Here is a 13,291-nt window from a genome sequence, read left to right as displayed (position 1 = left end):
TCAGTCCTGCGGCCACCGTACCCGGGGAGCCGCAGCCGGTGGGAGCGGCCGCCCTCAGTGCCCGGTGGCGGGCGGTCGGGTGGCCGAGGCGGTCGGGTTGGGCGCGTCCTTGCCCGGGGTGTTGTCGCGGAACGGCCGGATCGCCTGGTCCGCCGCGTCGGCCTGCTCCGGCGTGATCCACTCCTGGAGGCCCTGGCCGGTCACCGCGGCCTTCAGCTGCTCCAGGCCGAGCGGCAGGTCGCGCGGCTTGCCGAGCACGCCGCCGGAGAACTCGGTCAGGGTGATCCGGTTGTTGTCCGTGCGCAGCAGGTCGGCGGTGCGGGAGCGGTAGCCGTCGTCCGAACTCTCGGTCAGCAGCAGGGTGCTGCCGTCGGGGAGCTTGCCGACCTCACAGTGGGCGTACTGCCGGGAGGCGTTGACCTTCTCGCAGGTGTAGCGGTCGTCGTAGCCGATGGAGTACGGGTCGCGCCCGGGCCCGGGCGGGTTGGAACCGGGCCGGAACAGCGCGCCCAGTCCGCCCTCGAACGTGACGTTGAGCTTGACCGGGCCCTTGCCGTCGTCGTAGCTGAACTCGCCCGCGGACATCACGTCGACGGTTTCCGGCCCCTTCCAGCCGACCGGTCCGTGGTAGCCGGCGTAGCCGCCGGTGGTGCCGTTCTCCGGCAGGCCCTCGACCACCGCCAGGATGGCCGCGTGACCGGTGAGGGCGACCTTGCCGGCGTGCGGCCCGGAACCGGGGTTGCGCTTCTCCGGGCCGTCGTCGGCCTTCGGGTCCCCGGTGGGGACCGGGGGCTTCTTCCGCCCGCCGGCTGCGGTGCCGGCCGCGGTACCGGACGGCGACGCCGGGGCGGTCGCCGACGCGGACGTGGCACCGCCCGCCGCCACGGCGCCGGAGGCGGACGCGGCGCCGGAGCCGCCACCGGGGGTCAGCGCCACCGCCCCGCCGACCGTCAGCAGGGCCGCCGCGGCGACCGCGCCGGTCGTGGCGAGGCGCCGCCGGCGCCGCAGCGTCCGGCCCTGCGCGGCCGCACCGGCGACCAGCGGTCCGAGCTCCGGGCCGACCTCGGCCAGTGCCCGGTCGAAGGTGGCGGACAGCCGGCGGCCGTCGGATTCCAGTTCGTCCATGTCTTCTCGGTTCCTTCCCTCTGAGGTGCGCCGACGGTGCGGCGGTGCGGTCTGTGTCCGAGGCGCGCGTGTTCAAGGCGGTGCCACACCGGAGCCGGTGTCGCACCCGAGCCGGTGCCGCGCCGCATGCCCGGCAGGGGCCCGGAGCCCCGCCGTGCCGGTTCGTCAGGCGGCCAGCCGGCCCGCGTCCTGCGGGCCGAGGACGGTGCGCAGCCGTTCGAGGGCGCGCAGGCTCTGGCTGCGCACCGCGCCCGCGCTGAGGCCGAGTTCGGCCGCCGTCTCCTCGACGCTGCGGTCCTCCCAGTAGCGCAGCACCAGCACGGCGCGGTCCCGCGGCGACAGTTCGCCCAGGGCCGTGAGCAGGGTGACCCGCAGATCCGGGTCGCCCTCGGGTGCGACGCCGTCCGGAAGCTCGCCGAACGCGGGCTGCTCGGCGCTGCGCCGCAGCCGCCGGTGCGAGAGGTAGCTCCGGACCAGTGCGCTGCGCGCGTAGGCGTCCGGGTGTTCGGCCTTGCGCACGCGGGACCAGGAGGAGTAGAGCTTCGCCAGCGTGGTCTGGGTGAGGTCCTCGGCGAGGTGCCAGTCACCGCAGAGCAGCAGTGCGGTCCGGAAGAGCCGGTGCCCCCGGCTGTACGCGAAGGCCTCGAACTCCGCGGACTCCTCGGCCCGTCGCGTCTTCCTGATCACCGGTTTTCCCCTCGTCCCGCGCTTCGCGTTCCCCCTGCGCCTGGTTAGACGCCTGAGCCCGACGGGCGCGTTACGACCGATTTCACGGGGAGCGGCGGCCACCGGCGGGACCACCGGCGGGACCAGCGCAGGACCGTCGGCGGGACCGGCGGACCTCACCGCAGCAGGGAGCCGGCCACCATCCCCGCGAGCACCGAGGCCGCGTTGGCCGTCCCGGCGACGGCCCACGGCAGCGGCCCGCCCGGACGCAGCCCGGTGAGCGGGCGCAGCAGGGCCGCCTCCACCACGCAGACCGCGGTTTCGCCCGCCACGAAGGCGGTCCAGTACGCTGCGCCCGACCCGCCCGCCCCGGCGGTCCAGGCCGCGCAGCGGCTCAGGGACCACCAGAGCAGCGGGTGCGTCACCAGGTTGACCAGGACGGCGGCCGTCGCCGCCCGGGCCGGGCGGATGCCGCCGACCCGGACCAGGGCAACGGTGTAGAGGGGTACCTCGACGAGCAGGGTGAGGGCGAGGGCCGACGGATAGGACACGGCGCGGATCGTGTCACGGGGAGGGGGAGCGTGGCCATCGCCACCGTGGAAGGGGCGGCCGTCCGGCCCCTGGCCGGGCCGGCCGCCCGGCTGGGCGTCGCACCGCTGGCCGGGTTCGCGCTGGCCGCCGCAGCGGCGCTGGGCCTGGCGCTGCGCGCGCCGGCGGGGCTGGCGGTGCTCGGCCTGGCCGCGTTCGGGGTGCTGCACAACGTGCTGGAGCTGCGCTACGTGGCGGGCCGGTTCGCCGCCGTGCTGGCCGGGCCGCTGCTGCGGCTGCTGCTGGTCCTGGTGACCGGCATCGTGTTCTGCCGGCTGGTGCCGCCCGCGCTGGTGCCGCACCCGGTGGCGCAGGGCGCGGAGATCCTGCTCGCGTACGGGCTGCTGGCCGCGGCCTGCTGGTCGGGGCTGCGCCGCCGTCCGCTGCTGCTGGCGGGCGGCGGCGCGGTGCTGGCGGTGGCGGCGGCGGGTTCGCTGGCGTTCCCGGCGTACCACTTCGTAGTGCTGGCGCACCTGCACAACGTGGTGCCGCTGCTGTTCCTGTGGGAGTGGTCGCGGCGCCTGGTGCGCGGCCGGGCGGCGTTCCTGGCGCTGCAGTGCGGCTGGGTGGTGCTGGTGCCGGGGCTGCTGCTGGCCGGGGTGCTGGACCGCTGGCTGGCGCCGGGGGCGGGCTGGACGGGCTGGACGGCGAAGCTGGCCGCGGCGTACACCCCGCCGGGGTGGCTGACGCCGGGGGTGGGGCTGCGCTTCCTGGCGGTGTTCGCCTTCCTGCAGTCGATGCACTACGTGGTCTGGGTCTGGTTCCTGCCGCGGTACGCGCCGGACGCGACCGGCGCGTTCGAGCGGCGGCTGCCGGCCCTGCGCGGCGGGCGGGCGTGGCTGCTGGGCGCGGTGGCGGGCGGTCTGCTGGCGGTGCTGTTCGCGGCGGACTACGCCCAGGGCCGGACGCTGTACGCGGCGCTGGCCAGCTACCACGCCTACCTGGAGTTCCCGGTGCTGCTGATGCTCGTCCTCGGCCTGGGCGCCGGGCCCGCCGCAGCAGCAGTTGAACACCCGCAGGAACGCCCGAAGGAACATCTGCAGGAACACCCGCAGGCCCGTCCGGAACGTACGACAGCGCACCCGCGCGAACCCGACCGTGAGGAGAACCCATGATCACCCTGCTGGCCGATGTCGCCCCCGAGCCGAGCGGCTCCGACGGCTCCCTGGTGGCGGTCCTGCTGGTGGCCGCCGCCGTGGTGGCCGGGGCCGTCTGGCTGATCCGGCTGGAGCGCAAGAAGCGCGGCCCCGACGGACACTGAGCAGAGCACCCACGGTAGACAGTCCGGGGGCATGCCTGCGGTGGTGTCCGCGGCGCCATGCACTATGGTTTATCTCGACATCGAGATAACTGCCCCTTACGATATATCTCGACATCAAGATACTTGCCGAGAGGCGCTCACCGGCGGTGCGGGCAAGGTCAGCCTAAGTAAGGCTGACCTTGCCACCGTGGCGGCCGGATACCGCACGAAGCACCTAGAAGGAGTCAGTCGTGTCCGCGAACAGCTTCGACGCCCGCAGCTCGCTGCAGGTGGGCGACGAGTCGTACGAGATCTTCAAGCTCTCCGCCGTCGAGGGTTCCGAGCGGCTGCCGTACAGCCTCAAGGTGCTGCTGGAGAACCTGCTCCGCACCGAGGACGGCGCCAACATCACCGCCGACCACATCCGCGCGCTCGGCGACTGGGACGCCTCGGCCCAGCCGAGCCAGGAGATCCAGTTCACCCCGGCCCGCGTGATCATGCAGGACTTCACCGGTGTGCCGTGCGTGGTCGACCTCGCCACCATGCGTGAGGCCGTCAAGGAGCTGGGCGGCGACCCGGCCAAGATCAACCCGCTGGCCCCGGCCGAGCTGGTCATCGACCACTCCGTCATTGCCGACAAGTTCGGCACCCCGGACGCCTTCGTCCAGAACGTCGAGATCGAGTACGGCCGCAACAAGGAGCGCTACCAGTTCCTGCGCTGGGGCCAGACCGCGTTCGACGAGTTCAAGGTCGTCCCGCCGGGCACCGGCATCGTCCACCAGGTCAACATCGAGCACCTGGCCCGCACGGTCATGGTCCGGGGCGGCCAGGCCTACCCGGACACCTGCGTCGGCACCGACTCGCACACCACCATGGTCAACGGCCTGGGCGTGCTGGGCTGGGGGGTCGGCGGCATCGAGGCCGAGGCCGCGATGCTCGGCCAGCCGGTCTCCATGCTGATCCCGCGCGTGGTCGGCTTCAAGCTGACCGGCGAGCTGCCGGCCGGCACCACCGCCACCGACCTGGTGCTCACCATCACCGAGATGCTGCGCAAGCACGGTGTGGTCGGCAAGTTCGTCGAGTTCTACGGCGACGGCATCGGCGCCATCCCGCTGGCCAACCGCGCCACCATCGGCAACATGTCGCCGGAGTTCGGCTCGACCTGCGCGATCTTCCCGATCGACGGCGAGACCATCAACTACCTGAAGCTCACCGGCCGCGACGCGCAGCAGCTCGCGCTGGTCGAGGCGTACGCCAAGGAGCAGGGCCTCTGGCACGACCCGTCGGTCGAGCCGGTCTACTCCGAGTACCTGGAGCTGGACGTCTCCACCGTCGTCCCGTCGATCTCCGGCCCGAAGCGCCCGCAGGACCGCGTGATCCTGGCCGAGGCCGCGTCGAAGTTCGCCGAGGCGCTGCCGGCCTACGCGGCCGAGGCCTCCAAGCCGACCACCGTCACCACCCCCGACGGCTCGTCGTACAGCATCGACAACGGCGCGGTCGTGATCGCCTCGATCACCTCCTGCACCAACACCTCCAACCCCTCCGTCATGCTGGGCGCCGCCCTGCTGGCGAAGAAGGCCGTGGAGAAGGGCCTGCACGTCAAGCCCTGGGTCAAGACCACCCTGGCGCCCGGCTCCAAGGTCGTCATGGACTACTACGAGAAGGCCGGCCTGCTCCCGTACATGGAGAAGCTGGGCTTCAACCTGGTCGGCTACGGCTGCGTCACCTGCATCGGCAACTCGGGCCCGCTGCCCGAGGAGGTCTCGGCCGCCGTCAACGAGGCCGACCTGGCCGTCGTCTCGGTGCTCTCCGGCAACCGCAACTTCGAGGGCCGGATCAACCCCGACGTCAAGATGAACTACCTGGCCTCCCCGCCGCTGGTGGTCGCCTACGCCCTCGCCGGCAACATGAACGTCGACATCACCAAGGACGCCCTGGGCCAGGACGCCGACGGCAACGACGTCTTCCTCGCCGACATCTGGCCGTCCGAGCAGGAGGTCGCCGACGTCGTCGCCGGCTCCATCGACGAGGCCATGTTCGACAAGGGCTACCAGGACGTCTTCGCCGGTGACCACCGCTGGCAGTCGCTCCCGGTCCCGACCGGCAACACCTTCGAGTGGGACGCCGAGTCCACCTACGTCCGGAAGCCCCCGTACTTCGAGGGCATGGCCAAGACCCCGAGCCCGGTGACCGACATCGCCGGTGCCCGCGTCCTGGCCAAGCTGGGCGACTCGGTCACCACCGACCACATCTCCCCGGCCGGCAACATCAAGCCGGGCACTCCGGCGGCGCAGTACCTGACCGCCAACGGTGTGGAGAAGCGCGACTTCAACTCCTACGGTTCCCGTCGTGGCAACCACGAGGTGATGATCCGCGGCACCTTCGCCAACATCCGCCTGCGCAACCAGATCGCGCCGGGCACCGAGGGCGGCTACACCCGCGACTTCACCCAGGCCGACGCGCCGGTGTCGTTCATCTACGACGCCTCGCAGAACTACCAGGCCGCCGGCACCCCGCTGGTCGTCCTGGCCGGCAAGGAGTACGGCTCCGGCTCGTCCCGCGACTGGGCCGCCAAGGGCACCGCGCTGCTCGGCGTCAAGGCCGTCATCGCCGAGTCCTACGAGCGCATCCACCGCTCGAACCTGATCGGCATGGGCGTCCTGCCGCTGCAGTTCCCGGAGGGCCAGACGGCCGACTCCCTCGGCCTGACCGGCGAGGAGACCTTCTCCATCACCGGCGTGACCGAGCTCAACGAGGGCCGCACCCCCGCGACCGTCAAGGTCAAGGCCGGTGACAAGGAGTTCGACGCGGTCGTCCGCATCGACACCCCCGGTGAGGCGGACTACTACCGCAACGGCGGCATCCTGCAGTACGTGCTGCGCAGCCTGATCGGCTGAACCGAGCAGTAGCCCCGGGAGGCCGGACCGCATCCGCGGTCCGGCCTCCCGTGCGTTTGCGGCCCGGCTCCCGTTGCACGGCGCCCGGAAGGCCCGCTACGCCCGCTGGAACGGCCTGGGCGGCGTGATGGTCCGGTCGCTGGACGGCGACGACGACCGGGGCCAGCGCGGTCGCCGCCCCGGACCGCGGCCTGCGCGGCCTGCAACGCACAAAGGGGCCCGCCACGCAGAGGGGCCCGCCGCGCGGACGCGCAGCGGGCCCTTTGGGTCAGGCCTTCCCGGGCGGCCCGGCGGTGCGGCTCAGACCCGGTCGCAGGCCTGCGCCCGCAGCGCCCGGGCCAGGTCGTCCCGCCGCTCCCGCACCAGCCGGCGCAGCGCGGGCGCCGCGTCCGGGTGACCGCTCAGCCAGGCGTCCGCCTCGGCCAGCGTGGCCCCGCTGACCTGGGCGTGCGGGAAGAAGCCGCCGACGATCCGCATCGCGATCTCGATCGTCCGCTCGGACCAGACCCGCTCCAGCAGCTTGAAGTACGGCGCCGCGTACAGAGCGGTGAGGTCGCGGTGCGCGGGCAGCGCGAAGCCGGCGATGTTCGCCTCGACCAGGGCGTTGGGCAGCTCGTCCGAGTCGACCACGGCCGACCAGGCGGCGGCCTTCGCCTCGGGGGTCGGCCGGGCGGCCAGGCACTGGGTGTACTGGCGCTTGCCGCCGGCCGTGTTGTCGGCCGCCAGCTCCCCGGCCAGCTCCTCGTCGGAGGCCTGGCCGGCCGCGGCCAGCGCCAGCCAGAGCGACCAGCGCAGCTCCTGGTCGACCTCCAGGCCGTCGATCCGGGCGGTGCCGGCCAGCAGGCCGCGGACCAGGCCGAGGTGCTCGGAGCCGTTGGCGGTCTGCGCCAGGAAGCGCGCCCAGGCCAGCTGGTGGTCGCTGCCCGGTGCGGCGGCGCGCAGCTCGCGCAGCGCGCCGTCGGCCAGCAGCCGGCCGCCCTCGCCGCGCCAGTCCGGGTCGGCGTACAGGTCGACGGCGCCCTTGGCCTGGAGGTGCAGCGACTGCAGCACGCCGATGTTGGCCTCCTGGCCGGCGAAGCGCAGCACCAGGGCGACGTAGTCGCGGGCCGGCATCAGCGCGTCGCGGGTCAGGTTCCAGACGGCGGACCAGGCGAGCGCCCGGGCCAGGTCGTCCTTGATGTCGCCGAGGCCGGCGCGCAGCGTCTCCAGCGACCCGGCGTCGAAGCGGACCTTGCAGTACGTCAGGTCGTCGTCGTTGAGCAGCACCAGCGCGGGCCGGGGCCGGCCGGCCGCACCGGCGACGACGGTGCGGGCGCCGGTGACGTCCAGTTCGATCCGGTCGGTGCGCACCAGTGCGCCGTCGGCGTCCCGGTCGTAGAGGCCGACCGCGATCCGGTGCGGGCGCAGCACCTCGCCGTTGCCGGCGTCCTGGAGGACGGCGAGCTCGGTGATCCGGCCCTCGGCGTCGACGGTCACCTCCGGGGTGAGCACGTTGACGCCGGCGGTCTGCAGCCAGGCGGCGGCCCAGGCGGTGAGGTCGCGGCCGCTGGTCTCCTCCAGGACGTCCAGCAGGTCCTTGAGCTCGGTGTTGCCGAAGGCGTGCCGCTTGAAGTACCGGCGGGCGCCCTCGAAGAAGGCCTCCGAACCGACGTACGCCACCAGCTGCTTGAGCACCGAGGCGCCCTTGGCGTAGGTGATGCCGTCGAAGTTGAGCTTGGCGTCCTCGAGGTCGCGGATGTCCGCGGTGATCGGGTGCGTGGTCGGGAACTGGTCCTGCCGGTAGGCCCAGGCCTTGCGCTGGTTGGCGAAGGTGATCCAGGCCGCGGAGTAGCGGGTGCGGGCGCCGATCAGCGCGTACGAGCCCATGAAGTCGGCGAAGGACTCCTTCAGCCAGAGGTCGTCCCACCAGCGCATGGTGACCAGGTCGCCGAACCACATGTGCGCCATCTCGTGCAGCACGACGTTGGCGCGGCCCTCGTACGCGGCGTCGGTGACCTTCGAGCGGAAGACGAACTCCTCGCGGAAGGTGACGCAGCCCGGGTTCTCCATCGCGCCGATGTTGTACTCGGGGACGAACGCCTGGTCGTACTTGCCGAAGGGGTACGGGTAGTCGAACTCCTCGTGGAAGAAGTCGAGTCCGAGCTTGGTGACGCCGAGGATCTCGTCCGCGTCGAAGTAGGGGGCCAGCGACTTGCGGCACATCGCGGAGAGCGGGATGTCCAGCACCGTGCCGTCGGCGAGCGTGCGGCTGTAGTGGTCGCGGGCCACGTGGTACGGGCCGGCCACGACGGCGGTGAGGTAGGTGGAGATCGGCCGGGTCGGCGCGAACTCCCAGGTGCGGGCGCCGTCCTCCTCGGTCACCCGGGTGTGCACGGCGTTGGACCAGACGTCCCAGGCGGCCGGGGCGGTGACGGTGAAGGAGAACGGCGCCTTCAGGTCGGGCTGTTCGAAGGTGGCGAACACCCGGCGGGCGTCGGCCGGCTCGTAGTGGGTGTAGAGGTAGGTCTCGCCGTCGGCCGGGTCGGTGAACCGGTGCAGGCCCTCGCCGGTGCGGCTGTACGCGCAGTCCGCGTCGACCACCAGGACGTTCTCCGCGGCGAGGCCGTCGACGTGCACCCGGGCGCCGTCGAAGGCGGTGGCCGGGTCGAGCGCGCGGCCGTTCAGGGTGACCGAGCGGACGGCGGTCGCCAGCAGGTCGAGGAAGGTCGAGGCACCCGGCTCGGCGCAGCGGAACGAGACGGTGGTGGTGGAGCGGAAGACCACGGCCGCGGGGTCGGGGGCCGAGGTCACGTCCAGCCGGACCCGGTAGCCGTCCACGGCCAGGATGCTGGCCCGCTGCTGTGCTTCGTCGCGGCTCAGGTTCTTGCCCGGCACGGCGGTACTCCTTTGTCCGGCACGCACGGTGGTGCGGTTCGCTGGTGCGGTTCAGTGCTGCGCGTTGTGGTGCTGCGGGGGCATCCTTTCACGCCCCCCGCGCCGGTACCATTGCACAATTCGCGGCGCGGGCCCGGAATCAGCGGTGCCGGGTGGGTGTTGAGCCCGGGGGAGCCCCGCGCGGGGGCCGCCGCACCTCTTCCGACGAAGGACGAAGGACGACAGCCGTGACGACTGCCGCTGATGCCGCAGACCGCAAGACCGCCGATTTCTGGTTCGACCCGGCCTGTCCGTGGGCCTGGATGACGTCCCGCTGGCTGATCGAGGTCCAGCAGCTGCGCCCGGTGGACGTGAACTGGCACGTGATGAGCCTGTCGGTGCTGAACGAGCACCGTGACCTGCCGCAGGAGTACCGCACCCTGCTGGATAACGCGTGGGGCGCGGTCCGGGTCTGCATCGCCGCCGCCGAGGAGCACGGCGACGAGGTGCTCGGCCGTCTCTACACCGAGCTGGGCACCCGCTTCCACAACCAGGGCCTGCCGCAGAACCGCGAGACGATCGAGGCGGCGCTGGTCGCGGCGGGCCTGCCGGCCGGGCTGGCCGACGCGGCCGGCACCGACGCGTACGACGAGGCCCTGCGCGCGTCGCACAAGGAGGGCATCAGCCTGGTCGGCGAGGACGTCGGCACCCCGGTGATCGCGGTCGAGGGCGCGGACGGCGAGCGGGTCGCGTTCTTCGGCCCGGTGGTCACGCCGGCGCCGCGCGGTGAGGCCGCCGCCCGCCTCTGGGACGGCACCCTGCTGGTCGCCTCCACCCCCGGTTTCTACGAGATCAAGCGCACCCGTACCGCCGGCCCGTCCTTCGAGTAGCGGACGCGCGTCCGGCGGCGCCCGCACCCGGACAGCACGAAGGGCCCGGTACCGCCTGGGCGGTACCGGGCCCTTCCGCGTGCGCTACCGGGCGGCCGCGGCGTCCCGGCGCTGCTTGACCAGGCCCGCCGTGACGAGCAGCGCGACCAGCACACCGGCCGCGTACAGCTGCTCGCGGTTGCCCTCGGTGGTGGTCATCAGCCCGAGGATGCCGACCACGGCGGCCATCGCCGCCCAGGTCAGGTACGGGTAGCCCCACATCCGGACGGTGAGCAGCTCGGGCGTCTCGCGCTCCAGCCGCCGGCGCATCTTCAGCTGGACGACGCAGATGAAGAACCAGACCACCAGGATGGCCACGCCGGTGGTGTTCATCAGCCAGGTGAAGACGGTGTCCGGCCAGAACTTGCCCGCCAGCACCGCACCGAAGCCGAACAGGCAGGAGGCGAGCACGGCGATCCGGGGCACCCCGCCGCTGACCTTGGCGAGCGCCTTGGGGCCCTGCCCGCGGGAGACCAGCGAGTAGGCCATCCGGGAGGAGCCGTAGATGTTGGCGTTCATCGCGGAGAGCAGGGCGATCAGCACCACGCCCTCCATGATGGTGCCGGCGCCGGGCACGCCCAGGTGCTGCAGGACGGTCACGTACGGGCCGTTCTCGACGACCGACGGGTCCTTCCAGGAGACCAGGGTGACGACCAGGGCCATCGAGCCGATGTAGAAGATCGCGATCCGCCAGACCGCGGTGCGCACCGCGTTGGCGACGTTCTTCTTGGGGTCGTCGGACTCGGCGGCGGCGATGGTGACGGTCTCCAGGCCGCCGTAGGCGAAGACCGAGGCGAGCAGGCCGACGATCAGTCCGCTGACGCCGTTGGGCAGGAAGCCGCCGTGACCGGTGAGGTTCGTCGTGCCGGGGGAGCCGGGGCCGAGCACCCCGGCCACGCCGAGCGCACCGAGCACCAGGAAGGCGACGATCGCGGCGACCTTGACGGCGGCGAACCAGAACTCGAACTCGCCGAAGTTCTTCACCGCGGTGAGGTTGCTGGCGCAGAAGAAGACCATGAACAGGCCGACCCAGACCCAGGCGGAGACGCCGGGGATCCAGCCGTTGACGATCTTCCCGGCGGCGGTGGCCTCGGCCGCGACGCCGCAGCAGAGCATCACCCAGTACATCCAGCCGGCGGTGATCCCGGCCCAGGTGCCGATCTCCTTCTCCGCGTGCACCGAGAAGGAGCCGGAGGCCGGGCGGGCGGCCGACATCTCGCCGAGCATCCGCATGATCAGCATGACCAGCAGCCCGGAGAGGGTGAAGGCCAGGATGATCGCGGGTCCGGCCGCCGCGATGCCCGCCCCGGAGCCGACGAAGAGGCCGGCGCCGATGACCCCGCCGAGCGCGATCATCGAGAGGTGGCGCTGCTTGAGGCCGTGCGAGAGCTGCCGGCCGCCGGCCGGGTCGGCGGGGGCGGAGGTCGCCGCGGGCGCCGGGGGCGCGGAGGTACGGGCCATGGAGAGGGATCCAGACTGTTCGGATTGCGGTGCGAGTTGCCCAATATCCGGTGGTGCGGCCGACCGTGCCAAGAATCCTGCGCCCGGGCCCACGATGCGGACCGGATCGTGACGGAGATTGGCCGGATCCGTCACGTTCCGTCGAAAAGAGTTGGGCCGGATCCGACAAGGACGGCCTCCGGGGGTTTGTCCGGTTCCCCATCGTGCACGAAGCGGAACAGCGCGTAGGTTCACATCTGTTCATTCATCTGATCATCAGACCGATCGTCACGAGGAAGCCCGGAGGAAGACCCGATGGCCACCGCCAGCGCCCCGACCGCCAGCACCCCGACCATGAGCCGCGCCGTCCTCGCCGACCTGCTGCCCGCCGCCTCCACCCGGCTCGGCGCGCAGGCCCGCGACCTCGCCCTGGTGGCCGGCGGCGCCGCCCTCACCGGCCTGGCCGCCCAGCTGTCGGTGAACGTCCCCGGCTCCCCGGTGCCGGTCACCGGCCAGACCTTCGCCGCGCTGCTGGTCGGCACCGCCCTCGGCGCCCGCCGCGGCATCGCCTCGCTCGGCCTCTACCTGCTGGCCGGCATGGCGGGCCTGCCCTGGTTCGCCCAGGGCACCTCCGGCTGGTCGATGCCCTCGCTCGGCTACGTGCTCGGCTTCGTCCTGGCCGCCGGCCTCACCGGCGCACTGGCCCGCCGCGGCGCCGACCGCACCCCGCTGAACACCGCCGTCACCATGGTCCTCGGCAGCCTCGCCATCTACGCCGTCGGCGTGCCCTACCTCGCCGTCTCGCTGCACGTCCCCCTCGCCCGCGCCGCCGAGCTGGGCCTCTACCCGTACCTGGTCGGCGACGCCCTCAAGGCGGCCCTCGCGGCCGGCGCCCTGCCGCTCGCCTGGAAGCTCCTCGGCCGCCGCTGAGCCGCGTGCCGGGCCTGCTGTGCACCCCCGGCGGACGCGCATGCCACACTCGTGCCATGCGCGTCTACCTGGGCTCCGACCATGCCGGATACGAACTGAAGAACCACCTCGTCGAGTGGCTCAAGGAGGCCGGCCACGAGCCGGTCGACTGCGGGCCGCACATCTACGACGCCCTCGACGACTACCCGCCGTTCTGCCTGCGCGCCGCCGAGCGCACCGCCGCCGACCCGGAGGCCCTGGGCATCGTGATCGGCGGCTCGGGCAACGGCGAGGCGATCGCCGCCAACAAGGTGAAGGGCGTGCGCGCCGCGCTGGCCTGGAGCGAGCAGACCGCCTCGCTCGGCCGCGAGCACAACAACGCCAACGTGATCTCCATCGGCGGCCGGATGCACACCCAGGAGGAGGCCACCAAGTTCGTGGAGATCTTCCTCGGCACCCCGTACAGCGGCGACGAGCGGCACACCCGCCGGATCGACATGCTGAGCGAGTACGAGACCACCGGCGAGCTCCCGCCGATCCCGGCCCACCACCCGCAGCACCAGCCGCGGCCGCTCCCCGGCGGGTACCCGCGACAGCTTCTGCCAGGCCGCCGAGGGGCTGTCGTTGACGATCCTCTGCCCAAG

10 protein-coding genes and 1 pseudogene are annotated in these 13,291 nt (G+C 72.6%); 6 read left to right on the top strand and 5 right to left on the bottom strand.

Going from position 1 to position 13,291, the window contains the following annotated elements; translation table 11 throughout:
• Positions 1-54: 54 nt before the first annotated feature.
• The 3 genes from ABZ885_RS08550 to ABZ885_RS08540 form a co-directional block, all read right to left on the bottom strand.
• The gene (locus tag ABZ885_RS08550; RefSeq protein WP_360185021.1) at positions 55-1,125 is read right to left on the bottom strand and encodes a hypothetical protein; all 1,071 of its coding nucleotides are present in this window, start codon (positions 1,123-1,125) and stop codon (positions 55-57) included.
• Positions 1,126-1,290: 165 nt separating this feature from the next.
• Positions 1,291-1,812, bottom strand: coding sequence for a SigE family RNA polymerase sigma factor (locus ABZ885_RS08545; protein WP_360185017.1), 522 nt, complete (start codon positions 1,810-1,812; stop codon positions 1,291-1,293).
• Positions 1,813-1,967: 155 nt separating this feature from the next.
• Positions 1,968-2,342 carry a hypothetical protein gene (locus ABZ885_RS08540; protein ID WP_360185014.1) on the bottom strand — a complete coding sequence of 125 codons (375 nt, stop codon included), beginning with the start codon at positions 2,340-2,342 and terminating at the stop codon, positions 1,968-1,970.
• 30 nt (positions 2,343-2,372) lie between these two features.
• Here ABZ885_RS08540 and ABZ885_RS08535 point away from each other — a divergent pair, with 30 nt between their 5' ends.
• The 3 genes from ABZ885_RS08535 (at position 2,373) to acnA (ending at position 6,516) form a co-directional block, all read left to right on the top strand.
• The gene (locus ABZ885_RS08535; RefSeq protein WP_360185011.1) at positions 2,373-3,494 is read left to right on the top strand and encodes a hypothetical protein; all 1,122 of its coding nucleotides are present in this window, start codon (positions 2,373-2,375) and stop codon (positions 3,492-3,494) included.
• A complete protein-coding gene (locus tag ABZ885_RS08530; RefSeq protein WP_360185008.1) occupies positions 3,491-3,640 on the top strand; it encodes a hypothetical protein in 150 nt (49 codons plus the stop codon). Before ABZ885_RS08535 ends, ABZ885_RS08530 begins: the two co-directional genes overlap by 4 nt.
• Positions 3,641-3,870: 230 nt before the next feature.
• Positions 3,871-6,516 (top strand): aconitate hydratase AcnA, encoded by a 2,646-nt coding sequence (acnA, locus tag ABZ885_RS08525; protein WP_360185005.1) that lies wholly within the window; start codon positions 3,871-3,873, stop codon positions 6,514-6,516.
• Between the two features lie 300 nt (positions 6,517-6,816).
• Here acnA and pepN read toward each other — a convergent pair whose 3' ends face one another.
• Positions 6,817-9,390, bottom strand: coding sequence for an aminopeptidase N (gene pepN, locus ABZ885_RS08520; protein ID WP_360185002.1), 2,574 nt, complete (start codon positions 9,388-9,390; stop codon positions 6,817-6,819).
• 227 nt (positions 9,391-9,617) lie between these two features.
• Between pepN and ABZ885_RS08515 the strand changes: the two genes are divergently transcribed.
• Positions 9,618-10,259: a DsbA family protein gene (locus ABZ885_RS08515; RefSeq protein ID WP_360184998.1), complete on the top strand. Its 642-nt coding sequence runs from the start codon at positions 9,618-9,620 to the stop codon at positions 10,257-10,259.
• Between the two features lie 84 nt (positions 10,260-10,343).
• On the opposite strand, the gene ABZ885_RS08510 is transcribed toward ABZ885_RS08515, so the two are convergent.
• Positions 10,344-11,759: an amino acid permease gene (locus ABZ885_RS08510; protein WP_360184995.1), complete on the bottom strand. Its 1,416-nt coding sequence runs from the start codon at positions 11,757-11,759 to the stop codon at positions 10,344-10,346.
• Between the two features lie 294 nt (positions 11,760-12,053).
• On the opposite strand from ABZ885_RS08510, the gene ABZ885_RS08505 reads away from it, so the two are divergent.
• Together ABZ885_RS08505 and ABZ885_RS08500 are read left to right on the top strand one after the other, a co-directional pair.
• Positions 12,054-12,668, top strand: coding sequence for a biotin transporter BioY (locus ABZ885_RS08505; protein WP_360184992.1), 615 nt, complete (start codon positions 12,054-12,056; stop codon positions 12,666-12,668).
• Between the two features lie 56 nt (positions 12,669-12,724).
• Positions 12,725-13,204: pseudogene (locus ABZ885_RS08500) on the top strand (ribose-5-phosphate isomerase); the annotation flags it as partial.
• Positions 13,205-13,291: the final 87 nt, after the last annotated feature.

The sequence above is a fragment of the Kitasatospora sp. NPDC047058 genome (assembly GCF_040643935.1).
Lineage (GTDB): Bacteria > Actinomycetota > Actinomycetes > Streptomycetales > Streptomycetaceae > Kitasatospora.
The sequence above is the reverse complement of the archived record's forward strand: the minus strand, read 5'-3'. Positions and strand labels throughout refer to the sequence as shown.